The 15,728-nt window shown below is 40.3% G+C and carries 17 protein-coding genes; 5 read left to right on the plus strand and 12 right to left on the minus strand.

Translation table 11 applies throughout. From position 1 onward, the window contains the following. Window positions 1–57 precede the first annotated feature (57 nt). Window positions 58–249, minus strand: coding sequence for a 50S ribosomal protein L32 (gene rpmF / locus ABJF11_RS02470; protein ID WP_348117827.1), 192 nt, complete (start codon window positions 247–249; stop codon window positions 58–60). Window positions 250–260: 11 nt separating this feature from the next. Beyond that, the gene (locus ABJF11_RS02475; RefSeq protein WP_348117829.1) at window positions 261–803 is read right to left on the minus strand and encodes a DUF177 domain-containing protein; all 543 of its coding nucleotides are present in this window, start codon (window positions 801–803) and stop codon (window positions 261–263) included. Window positions 804–1,096: 293 nt separating this feature from the next. Between ABJF11_RS02475 and sulP the strand changes: the two genes are divergently transcribed. Further along, complete coding sequence (sulP, locus tag ABJF11_RS02480) at window positions 1,097–2,794, plus strand: sulfate permease (protein WP_348117830.1); 1,698 nt, start codon at window positions 1,097–1,099, stop codon at window positions 2,792–2,794. Between the two features lie 5 nt (window positions 2,795–2,799). On the opposite strand, the gene ABJF11_RS02485 is transcribed toward sulP, so the two are convergent. Next, window positions 2,800–3,279 carry a hypothetical protein gene (locus ABJF11_RS02485; protein ID WP_348117832.1) on the minus strand — a complete coding sequence of 160 codons (480 nt, stop codon included), beginning with the start codon at window positions 3,277–3,279 and terminating at the stop codon, window positions 2,800–2,802. Between the two features lie 268 nt (window positions 3,280–3,547). Here ABJF11_RS02485 and ABJF11_RS02490 point away from each other — a divergent pair, with 268 nt between their 5' ends. Next, a complete protein-coding gene (locus tag ABJF11_RS02490) occupies window positions 3,548–4,009 on the plus strand; it encodes a hypothetical protein (RefSeq protein WP_348117834.1) in 462 nt (153 codons plus the stop codon). Window positions 4,010–4,022: 13 nt separating this feature from the next. On the opposite strand, the gene ABJF11_RS02495 is transcribed toward ABJF11_RS02490, so the two are convergent. The 3 genes from ABJF11_RS02495 to ABJF11_RS02505 all read right to left on the minus strand — a co-directional run bounded on the left by ABJF11_RS02495 (window position 4,023) and on the right by ABJF11_RS02505 (window position 6,782). After that, complete coding sequence (locus tag ABJF11_RS02495) at window positions 4,023–4,487, minus strand: OsmC family protein (protein WP_348117835.1); 465 nt, start codon at window positions 4,485–4,487, stop codon at window positions 4,023–4,025. Window positions 4,488–4,547: 60 nt separating this feature from the next. Then, window positions 4,548–6,224, minus strand: coding sequence for an AGCS family amino acid carrier protein (locus tag ABJF11_RS02500; protein WP_348117836.1), 1,677 nt, complete (start codon window positions 6,222–6,224; stop codon window positions 4,548–4,550). Between the two features lie 339 nt (window positions 6,225–6,563). Then, entirely contained in the window at window positions 6,564–6,782 is a 219-nt protein-coding gene (locus ABJF11_RS02505; RefSeq protein ID WP_348117837.1) for a LuxR C-terminal-related transcriptional regulator, read from the minus strand. A gap of 83 nt (window positions 6,783–6,865) precedes the next feature. Between ABJF11_RS02505 and ABJF11_RS02510 the strand changes: the two genes are divergently transcribed. Next, the gene (locus ABJF11_RS02510; protein ID WP_348117838.1) at window positions 6,866–7,498 is read left to right on the plus strand and encodes a Crp/Fnr family transcriptional regulator; all 633 of its coding nucleotides are present in this window, start codon (window positions 6,866–6,868) and stop codon (window positions 7,496–7,498) included. 72 nt (window positions 7,499–7,570) lie between these two features. Next, a complete protein-coding gene (locus ABJF11_RS02515) occupies window positions 7,571–8,134 on the plus strand; it encodes a DinB family protein (RefSeq protein WP_348117840.1) in 564 nt (187 codons plus the stop codon). Here the strand turns inward: ABJF11_RS02515 and ABJF11_RS02520 are convergent. The 3 genes from ABJF11_RS02520 to ABJF11_RS02530 form a co-directional block, all read right to left on the minus strand. After that, the gene (locus tag ABJF11_RS02520; protein ID WP_348117841.1) at window positions 8,131–8,793 is read right to left on the minus strand and encodes a response regulator transcription factor; all 663 of its coding nucleotides are present in this window, start codon (window positions 8,791–8,793) and stop codon (window positions 8,131–8,133) included. The two genes, ABJF11_RS02515 and ABJF11_RS02520, sit on opposite strands and share 4 nt — an antisense overlap. Beyond that, entirely contained in the window at window positions 8,793–10,508 is a 1,716-nt protein-coding gene (locus tag ABJF11_RS02525) for a sensor histidine kinase (protein ID WP_348117842.1), read from the minus strand. The genes ABJF11_RS02520 and ABJF11_RS02525 overlap by 1 nt, the downstream gene beginning before the upstream one ends. A 193-nt stretch (window positions 10,509–10,701) precedes the next feature. Then, window positions 10,702–11,850: an SAM-dependent methyltransferase gene (locus tag ABJF11_RS02530; protein WP_348117843.1), complete on the minus strand. Its 1,149-nt coding sequence runs from the start codon at window positions 11,848–11,850 to the stop codon at window positions 10,702–10,704. A gap of 59 nt (window positions 11,851–11,909) precedes the next feature. On the opposite strand from ABJF11_RS02530, the gene ABJF11_RS02535 reads away from it, so the two are divergent. Beyond that, window positions 11,910–12,779, plus strand: a complete 870-nt coding sequence (locus ABJF11_RS02535) for a glycosyltransferase family 2 protein (RefSeq protein ID WP_348117845.1) — start codon at window positions 11,910–11,912, stop codon at window positions 12,777–12,779. Here ABJF11_RS02535 and ABJF11_RS02540 read toward each other — a convergent pair. Genes ABJF11_RS02540 through ABJF11_RS02550 form a run of 3 tightly spaced genes read right to left on the minus strand, consistent with a single transcriptional unit; the run spans window position 12,776 to window position 15,670 of the window. Then, window positions 12,776–13,669 (minus strand): SdiA-regulated domain-containing protein, encoded by an 894-nt coding sequence (locus tag ABJF11_RS02540; RefSeq protein WP_348117846.1) that lies wholly within the window; start codon window positions 13,667–13,669, stop codon window positions 12,776–12,778. The genes ABJF11_RS02535 and ABJF11_RS02540 overlap by 4 nt on opposite strands. A 27-nt stretch (window positions 13,670–13,696) precedes the next feature. Further along, a complete protein-coding gene (murA, locus tag ABJF11_RS02545) occupies window positions 13,697–15,001 on the minus strand; it encodes a UDP-N-acetylglucosamine 1-carboxyvinyltransferase (protein WP_348117848.1) in 1,305 nt (434 codons plus the stop codon). Beyond that, entirely contained in the window at window positions 15,002–15,670 is a 669-nt protein-coding gene (locus ABJF11_RS02550) for a DUF4290 domain-containing protein (protein WP_348117849.1), read from the minus strand. Between the last annotated feature and the right edge of the window lie 58 nt (window positions 15,671–15,728).

The raw sequence follows: 15,728 nt of genomic DNA on the forward strand, positions 1-15,728 counted from the left end.
ACAGAAAGTCTGCTTGAAAAGCAGACTCCGTATATCTTATAAATTTCAAGAGAATTATTAAGCTAATACCTCTTTTTCTATCACAACTTTACCTTTGTAATACAATTTGCCTTCATGCCAGTAAGCTCTATGTGGCAAGTGTGATTCACCAGTGGTAGCGCAAACTACATAGTTTTTAGCTTCTGCTTTGTAATGCGTTCTTCTCTTGTCTCTTCTTTGCTTCGAGGTTTTACGCTTAGGATGTGCCATCTTTCTTTATTTTATTTCTTTAAATCCTTAATATTCTTAAGTGCAGCCCATCTTGGATCTATCACTTCACTGTCTTTTTCGTCTTCTATCTCCTCATCTTCAGAGGTGTAAACAAACGCAATTTCATTTTCGTCTTCGTCATCATCCAAAAAATCAGGATGGACTTTTTTCATTGGTACAGCCAGTGTTAGATATTCGTAGATAAAAGATTCTACGTTTATGCTTTCCTGTGTATCAGTGATAATCAATAGATCATCTCTGCTATCATCGAACTCCTCACCGTATTTTACGATAAGATTTTCTTCAATCTGTACAGAGTAATCAAACGATTCGAGACTTCGGTCACAAATCAATTCAATTACGCCTTCTATTTTAAAGTCTATTGAGATTAGTGTTTCTTTTTTATCAAGCCTGACGGTACATTGACCATGGCCGGACTCGATCACACTGTCCTCAATATTTTCAAAGAGCTTTTTATCAAATTCAAAATCGAAATCGTGTACTCCTAATTTGAGTCCATAAATATCGATTCTGTATTGTCTGTTTTCTTTCATTTTTCCTTAAATAGGAAATGAGTGCGCAAATTTAGATATATATTATTAATAATTAAAATGTTCCTGAGAAATTTGAGAGGTTTTAATGTATGATCAAGAGGGTTGAATATTGCAACTCAATTATTCGGTCGATTATCAGCGAAAGTAGAATCCAAAATAATTGCTGAAATAAAGTAAAGAGGGCAATTCAGAAGGTATAAATCAATGAGATAAAGATTCTTTGAGTGTAACAATTGTTACTTTGCAATCAAAGTTTAAACTTTACTATTGAGCTACTAAATCTCAAATAATAAATGGAGAATCTATTTCCCTTCATCTCATCTATGAAGTCCTATGATCGAGCCAAGTTGACCAAAGACCTGGCTGCAGGACTTGTAGTTGGCGTGATGCTTATTCCTCAAGGCATGGCCTACGCCATGATAGCTGGTCTACCTCCTGTATTTGGATTATATGCGGCCATTTTTCCTTCTTTGATCTATACATTTCTAGGATCATCAAGACACGTATCAGTTGGCCCCGTAGCTATGGATTCGCTGATTCTTTTTGCTGGTATCAGCGCTGTAGCCGCTGTAGGCTCTGACCAGTATATAGCTATGGCTGTAGCTATTACCACAATTGTAGGGCTTATCCAGCTGACTATGGGCCTGCTACGCATGGGCTTTCTTGCCAATTTCCTTTCTAAGCCTGTTATCCTTGGATTTACGTTTGCGGCAGCCGTGCTCATATCCATTAAGCAGATCAAATACCTAATTAAGGTCGAAGCGGACGCTTCTAACATATTTCGTGAGTTAGCATTTTATTTTACTCACTTTCACGAGATTCACCTGTCCACATTCCTGTTGTCTGTTGTGTCCATTGTGGTTTTATTCTTTGGGAAGAAAATATTTCCCAGAATTCCGATGAGTTTGCTTGTGGTTTTGTTAGGCACATTGAGCTCATTCTTATTTGATTTTGAACAATTGGGAATTGAGCTAGTCGGTGGTATGCCGAGTGGCTTTCCGGTTTTTGATATTCCTGATTGGGAAGTTTTGCCTGTTCGACAATTATTACCCTTGATATTTACGCTAGCTCTGATGGGATTTGTGGAAGTTTATTCTATTGGGCAGAGGCTACAGTCAAAGCACAAAGGTGAGTATGAAATTGATCCCAACCGCGAGCTCATAGGTATCGGGGCTGGAAATATAGTGGGTTCCTTTTTCAAAAGTTTCCCGACAACGGCAGGGTTCAGTAGATCGGCCGTAAATGAGGCCTCAGGAGCTCAAACAGGTTTGGCCGCGCTTGTATCGGTATTGGTTGTAATTATGACTTTACTCTTTCTAATGCCTGCCTTTTATTATTTGCCTCAAGCGTTGCTTGGAGCAATCATATTTGTGGCCATACTTGGACTCATAGATTATCGGCTGACTAAGAAGCTGTGGAAAAACGATAAGTATGATTTTGCAATGTTGTTGTCGTCATTTGCGGGTACGCTTATTTTAGGTATCGAATGGGGTATCGGAGTAGGAATACTGTTGTCTCTTGTGGTACTTATATATAAGACATCGACGCCTCATATGGCCGTACTTGGTCGTATTGAGGGGACTTCATACTTTAGAAACCTCAACAGATATGATACTGCTATTGATGATCCCAAGGTAAGTATTCTGAGATTCGATGCCCGATTGTTTTTTGCGAATATCGGATCATTGAAATCTAAGATGGATGAGCTAGTCAGCATCAAACCTCAACTGGAAAAAATAATACTTGACGCACAGAGTATTAGTGATATTGACTCGAGCGGCATGGAAGGATTGGAGGATTTGATTAGCATCCTAAAGGATAACCAAATTACATTTCATATGGCCAATATTATTGGCCCGGTGAGAGATAAATTGTTCATTTCTGGATTGGCCGACAAAATTGGATTGGAAAATATCCATGACAGCATCGCTGATGCGCTCATGGATCACACGACTAATACCAAACTTGCCTATCAGACCAATATAAAATAATCTGGCTATCGATTAATCTCGTTGATGGCATGTCGGATTTGTTCACGAAGCGGATGTAAGCACTCAGGTAAATAAGTCAGACTCATGTCCAACAACCAATAGCGACCGTTGGGCAGCTCCAAATATATCCCCCCACCGTCAGCGGCATCGGGTGCGCCTATTATAATTTCTGCTTCGTTGAGGAGCTTACTTGGAATTTCAAAATTTATATTCTCAACTCTCTTGAAAACAGACTCATCTAATTGTACAAATGAGAAATCATGGTCGCTGTTAGTATTGGGATAAACGTCGTTGGTGTCTTCGTAGAGGGCGTCGTTTGTCAGCTTGAATATCTCAATACACTCTTCTCCACTACAGAAGCCATAGAAGTGGCCAAAAATGAGAAATTCAGCGGATGCAGCTTTTTCAGTTTCTATATTCATGGGTGTGTTATCCATGCATGACATCATAAGGATGGATAGGAAAAAAGTAAAAAGGCTCTTCATAGAATCAATTTTATAGTTAGGAATAGGACACATCACAAGAAATTTTGGTTGGAACCATCAGATAAAAAGCGGTTGCAGGACTGTTGAGAGGGTAACTATTCATATCTCTATAGAGAATTGTATTATTCTAATGAGCACGCTAAACCTGTCGAAAAATCCAACTCATTCATCGATTGGATTATCTAATAACCATATAAATGTGCTGTTTTGAATCAGGTAATCAGCTAAGTATTTAATCTTTGATTGAACACGACACCGAAATAATAAAATGATGAAACGCTTAATATCTTTACTTTCCCTGATATTGATTTTGGCTTCAAGTGCAAATGCTCAATTTTACTCGGGCAAATTCAAAAGCGTACCGTCGTTGGAAGATTTTGATCATTTTATCGTGATTCAACATCCGCATCATCACAAATATGGTGGGACACTTAGTGTAAAGGCCTTTGTGAAATCAGGGCAATTGTGGCACAGCAAGGCCAATCCGGTAGATGAAGAGACCGCAGAAAGGTTTATTGAAAAATTCGGTCAGGAGCTGGAGATTCTGTCAGTGTATGAACTGGTCATAGAATTGGATGGTGAAGTATGGGAATTTTTTATGCTTGGTTATGAGAACGAAGACAAGAAAGCGAGCTTCGTAGTTGTAGAAGAAATTTTTAATAATATATATGACAGTGAACCAATCGAAGTGAATACTTTCACCTGGGATTTGGTTACTGCAAAGAGATAGCTGATTTTGGAATTTAGTGGATTAGTGCTTCGTGTTTAACTTCAAAATTACATGAATTAGCAATGAAGCACATCTTATTGGCCTTGTGGTGTAACTGCAAGGCCAATTCCTTTTTAGAGCTGTCTTTGATTTTTACTTTTGGTTTTAATACCACTTCTGTAAACCTACCACTCCCACTTATCTCCTCTAGCATGGTGCCTACCGCATCGTCCTGATAATCAATCACCACTATATCATGAGTTGAGCACAAGTGCAAGTACCACAGCATATGGCACGAACTCAGTGAAAATAAAAAGAGTTCTTCAGGGTTATATTTATCAGGGTCTCCTTTGAAGGCTGGGTCAGAACTGCCTTCTATAGGCGGTTTATTGGCTGCCGATACCCGATAACTGCGTTCGTATGATTGGTAATCTCTGGTGCCTTGGCCCAGATTACCCGTCCAGATCAATTGGCTTTGATAAGCATGTATTTTACTCATATCTCTTGAGCTAGGGTGAATAAAAAAGCCCCATGGTATTCACGAGGCTTTAGATTTTTATTATTCTGGTGTTTTCTCGTCCGGGTGTTCCTTTTTGAAACTAACCCAAAATTCTTCGAGCGTATTTTTCATATCTTTTCTTAGGTATAATATCCCGTACAGGTTGGGCAGGGTCATGACCGCAATCGTAATCGCTGATAGAGTCCAGATAATAGTCGTGTCAGTGAATGCAGCAAAGAAGAAGGCTACCACGTAGACGATTCTATAATATTTAACCGAACCGCTTCCCAGTAAGAATGTCATGGCACGATCACCATAATAAGACCAGGAAATGGCTGTACTAAATGCAAATAACAAAAGTCCAATAGAGACAATGTATTGACCCCAGTCACCAAAAAAGCCTTTTGTAAATGCGATAGTCGTTAGCGGTGCACTATGCACCAGAGATTTGCCTGTAAATATTACATCTAGGTCAACGGGCTTGCCATCCAAAATATTGACCTTTCCGCTATATAGTGATCCATTTTGGGTGATAGTTATATCTTCTGCTAATGATCTGGCGTGAATTATGGCTACCTCATTTTGAATAGATCCATCAGCCACATCCAAATCACCGCTAAATACTGGTAGTGGGGTTTCTCCAGAAATATGACCATATAACTTGGTAATGCCCTCGTCGGACTGATCAGTATAATCAGTACCTAAGACAATACTCATGTCTGAAACTTGAAAATCATTCACATGCTTTTCATTCCATACGCCAGAGGATAAAAGGACCAACCCTGTAACTGTGCAGATAACTATCGTATCAATAAATGGCTCTAGAATAGCCACCATACCTTCGGATACAGGCTCATGACCTTTGGCTGAAGCGTGAGCTATAGGTGCGCTACCCTGTCCAGCCTCATTAGAAAAGAGGCCACGGTTGACTCCTCGATTGAAAGCAAAGGCTATAGAGGCACCAATAAATCCTCCGGATGCAGCTGATCCTGTAAACAAATCAGCAAAAATGGAAACGATTGAAGGGCCGATATTACTCAGATTGTAAAAAATTACTGCGAAGGCTCCTATAAAATAGATCAGTGCCATGCCAGGTACGAGTTTTTCTGTCACAGCAGCGATTCTTTTGATTCCGCCGATAATCACAAAAGCGAGTAATATGGCCAGGACTGCTCCGGTGGCCATATGATCAATACCGAATGTAGCATTCAGCGAATTGGAAATACTGTTTACCTGTGGCAAACTCCCTGTTCCAAACGAAGATAACACGGTGGCTATAGCGAATGCGACGGCCAGCCATTTCATGTTCATTTTATTTTTCATGAAGTACATGGGGCCACCAGCCATGGTGCCATCGGCAGTTTTTTCTCGGTATTTGTGTGACAGAGTTACTTCAACAAATTTTGTACACATTCCTAGTGCAGCAGTCACAAACATCCAAAACAGGGCGGCTGGTCCACCAATATGGATAGCTAGCGCCACTCCAGCTATGTTTCCAGTGCCGACAGTTCCTGATAGCGCTGTTGCCAGGGCTTGAAAGTGCGAGGTGTCACCTTCGTCATCCGCCTTGTCAAATTTGCCTTTCACAATTTTCAAGGCAAATCCGAAATAACGAATCTGTGGAAATTTCAGATAGATCGTAAAAAAGAGCCCGGTACCAAGCAAGGCATAAGGAAACCAAATGGCGCTTCCAATAAAACTGTCAATAAAAAGTAAAAAATCGTTGAGCTGCTGCATATACCAGGGTCGTTTTGTGTTTGGTTGTAGCCAACAAAAATATAAAAACTGTCAAGGAATAAAACCTGAAGTCCTTTTATTATATGGATGGCAAAAAAATACCTCCTAACCGAGCCGTTAGGAGGTTCTCACTAGCTCCACCTGTAATGTACGAGCTACCAAAATCAATTAAACTTCACCAATATCAGTGTATTGTTATACACACCATGTAATGGTGAGGATATACAGTAGGATTGAAAATACCAGCTTCATGATTTTCATACCATATTGAATTTTGATTAAGTAATATTAGCGATTAAGAATATCTACTGGAATACCTAGTAGTAGGTATATTGACCATTATTTATTGCCAGAATACTCAAAGTCCTCGAGCATACCCTCTCTGATGGCATACTTGATCAGGCCTATCAGTGATTTGGTTTTCAATTTTTTGGCAATATTTTTTCTATGGGTATCTACTGTACGAATACTTATTTGAAGTGTGGCAGCTATATCCTGAGAGGAGAGTTCCGTGACGATCAATTTTAGTACTTCTTTTTCTCTTTGGGATAAATCCATATGCTGGTATTGTGAAGAATAAGTCAAATAAACGTGGATAATTGTCCAGATTCAATCCGTATTGATAGGGATTTTTCAAAGAAATGCAGAATGAAATGGGAGTCCTGGCATTTCGTTTTAGCTTTACTCATATGGATGCATTTGACCATCTCAGAAATAAAGTAAATGAGCTTTCTTTGATGTCGGAAGGAGAATGGGATGATTTTTCTTCCCGTTGGACACAAAAAACATTGAAAAAAGGAGAATTCATTATCAAGCCTGGCAAGATCGAAAGGTACTTTTACTTCGTACACAGCGGGGTGATGCGTGCCTTTGTACTTATCAACGGAGTGGAGGTAAGCGTAGGTTTTTCATATGATGGTGATTTTTCTGGAGCTTATGATTCTTTTTTAGATCAGAAGCCATCCGATTGGAATATTCAGACGATCTCGGAGGTGGAAATACTAAGGATTGGGTTCAAGGACCTGATGGATATGTTTGATCGATATAAATCTCTCGAACGATGGGGCAGGATTTTCAATGCTCAGGCTCTCATCGGAATGGGAAGAAGGCAGGTGGAGGTAAGGAGCTTTTCCGCAGAGGAGCGTTTTGACCGATTGTTTAATCAAAGCCCGCATATCTTCCAGCTTGTTCCGCAAAAATATCTTGCATCTTATTTAGGAATGACTCCAGAGACCTTTAGCAGAATGAGGAAGCAAAGAATGGGAAAAGACTGATTCGGGTTCTTTCTTGATCTAGATCAACTTTTAGTATTGCTCCAGGTCCTACTTTTACAAAAAAAGGAACTCATGATGAATAAATTAGAATTAATAGACTCCCTGATTGCTGATACCGAGCAAGTTAAATCTGAAGCTGAAAGCTTCGTAATGCTCACTCAAGAGGAGCTGAAATATAAGCCTGATCCTGATGGGTGGTGCGTACTAGAGTGCATTGAGCACCTCAACATTGCCGATGCTCACTATATAAGTCAGTTCGAAAAGAAGTTTTCAACAGCACCACATAGCGACAATCCAAATTTCAAACCGGGCTGGATCGGCAGCTATTTTGTGAGAATGATCAAACCAAAGGAAGATGGGACGATTCCTTCTCCTATGAAGACATTGAAGAAGTTTGTTCCAGAAGTCAACGTTCAGTATGATACTTTGGCCAAGTTTATTGAGGATCAGGACCTTATCATAGAGATGCTGAATATAAGCAAGAAATTGGATCTCAATAAGGTCAAAATTACTTCGGCTATAGGTCCGATAGTGACTTTCAAGCTTGGGGATGCTTTTAGATTTCTAATTGGTCACAACCAACGTCATATTATCCAGGCTCAGCGTGTACTGCAAAAGGTGGAAGTATTGTCTTAGACGGCTGTCACCAGCTCATTTTTAAAGGCAAACTTTATCAGGCCTACAATGGTCTTAGAACTTGTCTTTTTTAGAATATGCTTCCTGTGCGTATCGACCGTTCGTCGACTGATAAACAGCTGGTTGGCGATTTCTTCACTAGAGAACTCCTGCACCACGAGTTGTAGGATTTCTAATTCTCTTTCCGTCAGGTGTTGGATTTCGACACTGATTTTTTTCTCCTTTTGCACTTTTTCAAGCATTATCGACATGACTTCTTTGCTATAGAATGTGCTGCCTTCTGTGATTCGATCGAGGGCTTTGAGCAGCTCTTTCTTACCGGTATTTTTTAGGATATAACCCTCGGCCTCTGACATTAGAATTTCACTGACCGTTTCGCGATTGTTATGCATCGAGAGGACGAGTACTTTGATGTCTGGGTATTGATCTTTTACTTTTTTTACCAGCTCTGATCCGGTCATTTTTGGCATGCTCAGATCTGAAATCAGAATGTCTATTTCTGGAGCATGCTCGGTCAGTATGTTCAGCGCTTCGAGTCCATTGTTAGCCTCCTTTGTGATCATGTACTTTTCCTGCCCGATCAGAAGAGATTGGATGCCGTCGATGAACATCTGGTGGTCATCTGCAATCAATATATTATACCTTTCTTTTTCTTCCATTATACTGCCAGTCTAAGCGTGATTTTTGACCCTTTTCCTATTTCTGTGTCTACAGAAAACTCTCCATTCAGGATATCCATTCTCGATTTAATATTTCTCCACCCGATTCCACCTGATTTGTCCACTATATTTTTGTCAAATCCCTTGCCATCATCTTTGATATTCACTTCCAGGTGGTCGGATATTGTGATGGTCAGCCAAATGTTTTTGGCTTCTGCATATTTCAAGGCGTTGTTGAGTATTTCCTGAATGACACGATACAGCGCTATGGATTTGCTCTCTGGAAGGTCAATTTTTTCTACTGGTAGCTCTGCATGAATTTTCACCTGTCCGGCATCATTTATTATGTGTATTTGTTCTTTTAGGGCAGCTTCAAACCCTATGGATACCAGTGCGTTTGGCATCATGTTGTGAGAAATGTGTCTGACCTCTGTCACCGCTTCATCTATCAACTTGATAGAATTTTTCCATTGCTTTTCAACGATTCGTTCCACCCGATCTTCCATAGCTGAGATATTGAGTCGTGCGGTTGATAGCAATTGTCCGAGCCCGTCATGGAGTTCCTGAGCGATTCTTTTTCGCTCCTTCTCTTCACCTTCTATTAGAGATTTGAATCCTAACTTCTGACTTTCGACCTCTTGCTCAGCCATCAGCACACGTTGCTTGTTTTGGTATCTATTGAATAGTAGAAATACTGTCAGAACAATCAATGCTATTCCGCCCAGGGAGGCATAAAACCTATTGTTGGCGTTCTCAACTTCTACCTCGCTGAGTTGATTTTTGATAGAGAGCAGTTTTATTTCTTCTTCTTTTTTAACCGTTTCATATTGGATGGTCAGGCTTTCTACATTCTTTATGTTTTGCTCGTTGGACAGGCTGTCTTTGATAGCTGCATAGCTAATATGCGCTTCTAGTGCCTGCTTATAGTCGCCTAGTGATTTGTATACGGCGGTTAGTTTTTCATAACAATATTGTGCGGCATAGGGTTGCTTGATGATCTTTTCTTTTCCCAGAGCTTTGTTAAAATAATGAATCGATTTTTGATATTCTCCTTTGTGATGATATAGCTCGGCCAAGTTGATATAATTTCCCAGCAGGCCTTGTTGATCATTTAACTTTATTCGCAGGTTCAAGGCTTTTTTGAGACTTGTTTCGGCCTTTTGATACTCTTTATTAAGTATACGAATAAGGGCAATATTTTCAAGACTATATGGGATACCTACAGAGTCTCCTATGCTCATTTTTATATCAAGACTTGCTTGATAAAAGTACAAGGCACTGTCAGCGTTATCACTCATTTCATGCAACACACCGAAGTTGTTGTAGGCGTCTTTCAATCCTATTGAGTCTTCGACTTTTTCCAGGATATCAATACCACTTCTCATGTATTCAAATCCTTTGTCCAGATTGATTCGCTTATAGATGTACCCCAGACTGGCGTAGGCTCTCCCTGCTGGGGCCATATCGTGCATTTGCTCGTATTGCTTGATGGCTGCGATTTGATAGTAAAAACTGGAATCGAACGCCCCCTGATAGTAGAACATGGAGGATAGCTTTTCATTGATCTTCGGCAATAGCTCGGCGTGCTGAAGATCATTGGCTTTTTTAAGTACCATCCGCAAAATGGATTCACCTAGCTGTACTTCATTGATTAATACTTGTATTTCTATATTGTTGAGCGTATCCAGACATGTTTTAGTTTGGCAAGAATCCAAATATATTGATAGTGTTTCGAGGTTTTGACCGTGTCCTGTGCGGGTCAAAATGGATAGAGAAACTAGTAGACAAATAAGTAGGTGGAGTTTCCTGTAGCCAGGCGTCTCCGTGCTAAATGGCCCGAGCATAGCTTAATTTCCTTTTCAAGTTTGTCAAAAGCGAAATTTCTCATAGAAATTTCTTTAGGATAAATTAAACTAATCGTTCCAAATATTGGTAATCGATGAGGTATTCTTTTTTTAATGCATCTATCTTTTCTTTGGCTTCTTGCTGATTCGGTTTTTCTGATTTGGAGCCTACCAGCATGATATTTTTTCGGGTATGTTCATTGGATACGAATTCGAAAACCTTCGACTCATAGCCATGCTGCTCCAGGATCAGTGCTCGTAGAGTATCGGTAACCATCTCAAAATGTCGCTCTTGAAAAATGCCGTACTTCAGCAGTGGATTAGTTTGTTTTTTCCCTTTCACCTGTTGCCTCACCTGTTTATGACAGCAGGGAGCGCAGACAATCAGCTGTGCCTTGGCCATGATAGCCTTAGCGAGTGCATCATCGGTAGCCGTATCACAAGCATGCAGCGCAATCAGTATGTCAATATCCTGATCTTGATACTCTTCTATCCGCTGATTGACAAATTGCAAGCCTTCAAATCCACATTGTTGAGCTTTTTGATTGCAAAAATCCACGAGCTCTTGACGAAGTTCGATCCCTGTTATTTTTACAGATAACCCCTTCAGACGCCAGAGAAAATCGTAAAGGGCAAATGTCAGATATCCCTTGCCCGACCCCATATCTACCAGGCTCAATATTTCCTTTTTCCCTTGTGAGAAGATGAGGTGATCCATGATTTCCAAATACTTATTTATCTGTCTGTATTTGTCCGCCATTTTTGGAATTAGCACACCGCTGGCATCGGTAATGCCTAGCTCGTGCAAGTATGGAGCATCCAGTGGGGCTCGTTTGTTTTTTTCCTTGTCATGGCTACTCTGTACCTCTGATGTACTATTACTGGATTCAGAGATGGTTACTTTTCCTTTTTTGCTTTGCATCAGCTGGTAGGTCTTGTCAGAAGTGATTAACGTGGCATTCTTAAACTTCTCACGGAGCAGGGATTCTATTTCGACCAAGCCCGCATTTACCTCATTATTTTTAGTAATATCCTTTGTCTTATATCTGTAATTGAAACTTAGTTTTAGAGCTCCTTTGAGCACGACAGGACGTACGAAAATATTCTGCAGCCCGTTTGATTTGTAAATAGGTTTGCTGAAGGTGATTTTCACCAGATCTTCTGAATCGGTGACTTCACTTATTTTTTCTATGTACTCTTCGAGGCTATTCATCAGGCAAAAGTAACAGGTTCTCGATTTTTTGACTTTTTTTGAGTACTCAATTCTCATCTATGACCAAAGTATCTGTAATCATCTCTACTTACAATCGACCAAAGCTGCTGAAAAACGCTGTGCAGTCTGCGTTGGATCAGAATTTGGAGGATATGGAGATAATTATTGTCAATGATTTTTCAGATCCGAAGTATCGAAGCCAACTTCAGGAGGTAGTCGGGCTAAGTTCGAAAATACAACTCATAGATAATCATGAGAACTTCGGAGTATCGTGCAGTAGAAATAAAGGGCTGGACTTGGCAAAGGGGGAGTTTGTTTTGTTTTTGGATGATGACGATGTGCTGCTACCCAATATTCTTGAAGAGACTTTGGCCGTAATCAAAGATGGAAACTTCGATGTCGTGTCCTGGCAATGTGAGATTGAGGGAGATGGAATATCTGATCAAAAGAAGCGGAGATACAACAAACGGCCAAAAAAAGACACGCTTCTATATCATCTGGAAGACCAGCCTATCGAACATCTTTCACTTTATCATCCGCAAATACATTCCTTTTTGGTCAGACGCAATGCTATCTCAGATTTACGCTTTATGAGGTATAGAAATTATGGAGAAGACCTATTGTTTTGGCTGCAATTGGCGAGAAAGGGATTGACTTTTACCAAAATTGACACTGTAGGTAGTAGGTATTATATACACGCTTCAAGTGCTTCGGTATCGACCTCAAACCATGAAAAAATCAGATTCTATCTTTTTCTGTTAAATACGATGTCGGTAAGCAGAGCAGTAAAAAATTTGTGCTGGATAAAACTTGCCGTACTAGGAGTCAAAGCGCTAGATTTACGATTTATTTTATGGTTGATTAATGCTTTCTTGAATCCTGTTGATTCTTTTCGACACATCAGATATTACTTCGGACTGATTCGTTAAAAATTTTCTGGTCTTTCAAATTTTAATAGAACCGGTTCCTTGGATTTGAGCTGATAGACTTTCCGGGCATGATTTGAGACTTCCAAACCATTGTTGTCCAGTCCCACCCAAATTTCCTGCTCAGTCAGTAGTAGGGCCTCCGCCATACCATATTTTTCTGGCTCATATAGTTTGCCATCGGGATGACTAGCGATATGCCGATAGTGGTATTTTGTAATCACTTCTTTTGTCGTCGGATTGATTTTAGTGATATAGTTGCCATTGCGCTCCAGAAGGTAGAGATATCCATTTTCAAATTTTGCGTCTGCGAAGTCATTACTTTCAGTTTGAGGTATGTTAAACTGATCTTGAATCTTCCAACTTTTCATGTCTACCGCGATAATTATGCGTGGCTGACGTTCTTTAGTCAGATACATTATTTCATTTTGGCTATCGATAGCCAATCCTTCCCATCCAGCATTTTTCCAAGACCCGGGATTGAGATTGTGTTCCTCAAAATTAATATCAAGCTCCTGCAAGTTTATCTCTCCTGGATTCAGCATGTATACAGAGCCTGTATACTCATTGGCGAGGAAGAATTTGCCCTCGCAAAAGTCTATCGCCTCGAGGTCGAATCTTTGCTGGCTTATAATTTGTCTTTTATGATTCACATACCAGCCTTGATCGTCGAACTCGATGGAGTAGATAAAGGTGTTCCAGGGCTTGTCCGCAACAACATATATTGAGTCATCTTTCTGGACAATACCACTGAAATCGAAGTTGAGTGAATCAGTTGAAATAAACTGATGGACGGATTGAAGGTTAAGTGCCTGATAGGTCTTACCGCCTTTTTCGGAATTACCCGATTTACAGCTCAGTATAAATACCAGGCTCAGGATTATTAGTCTCATTTTGTGCTACTGAAGATTTAATATTCTTTAAACCCTTTCTATCATAGCTCCAATAGCGTTCAGCCTTTGGTCAATGTTTTGGTACCCTCTGTCGATTTGCTCAACATTATGTATCAAACTCTCACCTTCGGCTGACATGGCTGCAATTAGCAGTGATACTCCAGCCCTAATATCGGGAGAAGTCATTTGAATCCCTCGCAATGGGGCGGATTTATTTAGTCCTATTACCGTCGCTCTATGCGGATCACAAAGAATAATTTGCGCACCCATGTCAATGAGTTTGTCCACAAAGAATAATCGGCTTTCGAACATTTTCTGGTGAACCAAAACAGTGCCTTTTGCCTGCGTGGCTGTGACTAGCACGATACTCAACAAATCCGGAGTAAATCCGGGCCAGATAGCATCGGCCACAGTCATGATCGATCCGTCGATAAATGTTTCTATTTCGTAATGGTCCTGTGCAGGGATATGAATGTCGTCACCCTGAAATTCCATTTTGATCCCGAGTCTCTTGAAGATATCTGGAATGATACCTAAGTGTTGGATTCCTGCGTTTTTTATTGTCAGGTTGGATTGAGTCATGGCAGCCAATCCGATAAAACTACCAATCTCGATCATATCAGGAAGCATGGTGTGTTCTGTTCCGCCCAGCTCTTCTACCCCTTCTATATTTAGTAAGTTAGATCCTATTCCGCTGATTTTGGCGCCCATCCTATTGAGCATCTTGCATAGTTGCTGGATATAGGGCTCACACGCTGCGTTATAAATGGTGGTTGTACCTTTTGCAAGCGAAGCAGCCATGAGGATATTGGCGGTACCTGTGACAGAAGCTTCGTCGAGCAGCATATAAGTGCCTTTCAGATGTGAAGCATCAATATTGTAATAGTTGGTTTTTTTCTCGTATTTGAATTTTGCGCCTAGCTTTTGAAATCCATCAAAATGAGTGTCTAGCCTGCGTCTGCCAATTTTATCTCCTCCAGGTTGCGGAATTTTTCCTTTTTTGAAACGAGCCAGCATAGGGCCAAGGATCATGATCGAACCTCTCAGCGAACTTGCCATTTCTTTGTACCTCTCAGTCTCTAAAAAATGGGTATCCACATCATCCGCCCGAAAAGAATAAGATTCCTCTGACAGCTTTTTGACCTTAACGCCCATTTCTTCGAGCAATTCTATCAGTTTATTTACATCCCGGATGTTTGGAATCTTGTGGATGATGACTTCTTCTTTAGTAAGAAGTACAGCAGATAGAATTTGGAGTGATTCGTTTTTAGCACCCTGAGGAGTGATTTCGCCATTTAGCGCATGTCCCCCAGCGACCCGGAATGAAGCCATTTATCTTCTTCTTTTGTGGTTGGGATTTCGTTTATTTCTATTGTTTCTATTACGATCGTTGCGATGATCTCCACCTCCGCTGGTATTGTCACGATCATTACGTCTTTCTTTTCTAATCGGCTCAAAAAGATTTCCGGCTTTTACTTTTTCCATGTCGATATCCAGCTTGTCTTTGGACAGTCTGCGGATATTTTTGTAGACCACGTCATCTTCTATATTATCCCTGTTGTAAGAATAGATAAACGTTTTCATCAATTTACCGATATGAATGATGGCTGCTTCTTGCTCCTCCGGGTCAGTCAACGTGATGGCTTTGTCCACTAACAGTTCGATATTTCGTCCAAAATGTCTGAACGTAATTTCGTTGGTGAGATAGGCCATCTTTTCCGGTTTCTTTTCTAATATTTCTCTACTTGGTGTAGGGAATGGGCCATCAATATCGACAGTAAAGTTAGATATGATATGTAGATCGTCCCAAAGCTTCTGCTCCACTTCTGGAGTATTTTGCATGGCAGGGTTGATTTGTTTCATCAATTCTACCAGGGTCGCAGCTTTCTTCGACCTCTCTTCTTTGTCTTCTATTGCGGCTAGATGGGCGACTAAATCTTGTACGTTTCTTCCGTATTCTTTTAGAGTGACATGCTCTCTAATTGTATTGTATTCTATCATGAGATGTGAATTGCTCTTTATGCAAAGGTCAAAATTAACCCATAAATTAATATAAAAC

The organism is Reichenbachiella sp. (assembly GCF_039941815.1).
Taxonomy (GTDB): domain Bacteria; phylum Bacteroidota; class Bacteroidia; order Cytophagales; family Cyclobacteriaceae; genus Reichenbachiella.

Bases quoted from the DNA above. Each gene is read 5' to 3' on its own strand.
- ABJF11_RS02520 (WP_348117841.1), bottom strand. From the start codon at position 8,793: ATGGAAGAAAAAGAAAGGTATAATATATTGATTGCAGATGACCACCAG.
- ABJF11_RS02495 (WP_348117835.1), bottom strand. From the start codon at position 4,487: ATGAGTAAAATACATGCTTATCAAAGCCAATTGATCTGGACGGGTAAT.
- rpmF (WP_348117827.1), bottom strand. From the start codon at position 249: ATGGCACATCCTAAGCGTAAAACCTCGAAGCAAAGAAGAGACAAGAGA.
- ABJF11_RS02510 (WP_348117838.1), top strand. From the start codon at position 6,866: ATGCAGAATGAAATGGGAGTCCTGGCATTTCGTTTTAGCTTTACTCAT.
- ABJF11_RS02530 (WP_348117843.1), bottom strand. From the start codon at position 11,850: ATGAATAGCCTCGAAGAGTACATAGAAAAAATAAGTGAAGTCACCGAT.
- ABJF11_RS02505 (WP_348117837.1), bottom strand. From the start codon at position 6,782: ATGGATTTATCCCAAAGAGAAAAAGAAGTACTAAAATTGATCGTCACG.
- ABJF11_RS02490 (WP_348117834.1), top strand. From the start codon at position 3,548: ATGATGAAACGCTTAATATCTTTACTTTCCCTGATATTGATTTTGGCT.
- murA (WP_348117848.1), bottom strand. From the start codon at position 15,001: ATGGCTTCATTCCGGGTCGCTGGGGGACATGCGCTAAATGGCGAAATC.
- ABJF11_RS02540 (WP_348117846.1), bottom strand. From the start codon at position 13,669: ATGAGACTAATAATCCTGAGCCTGGTATTTATACTGAGCTGTAAATCG.
- ABJF11_RS02485 (WP_348117832.1), bottom strand. From the start codon at position 3,279: ATGAAGAGCCTTTTTACTTTTTTCCTATCCATCCTTATGATGTCATGC.
- ABJF11_RS02475 (WP_348117829.1), bottom strand. From the start codon at position 803: ATGAAAGAAAACAGACAATACAGAATCGATATTTATGGACTCAAATTA.
- ABJF11_RS02500 (WP_348117836.1), bottom strand. From the start codon at position 6,224: ATGCAGCAGCTCAACGATTTTTTACTTTTTATTGACAGTTTTATTGGA.
- ABJF11_RS02515 (WP_348117840.1), top strand. From the start codon at position 7,571: ATGATGAATAAATTAGAATTAATAGACTCCCTGATTGCTGATACCGAG.
- sulP (WP_348117830.1), top strand. From the start codon at position 1,097: ATGGAGAATCTATTTCCCTTCATCTCATCTATGAAGTCCTATGATCGA.
- ABJF11_RS02550 (WP_348117849.1), bottom strand. From the start codon at position 15,670: ATGATAGAATACAATACAATTAGAGAGCATGTCACTCTAAAAGAATAC.
- ABJF11_RS02535 (WP_348117845.1), top strand. From the start codon at position 11,910: ATGACCAAAGTATCTGTAATCATCTCTACTTACAATCGACCAAAGCTG.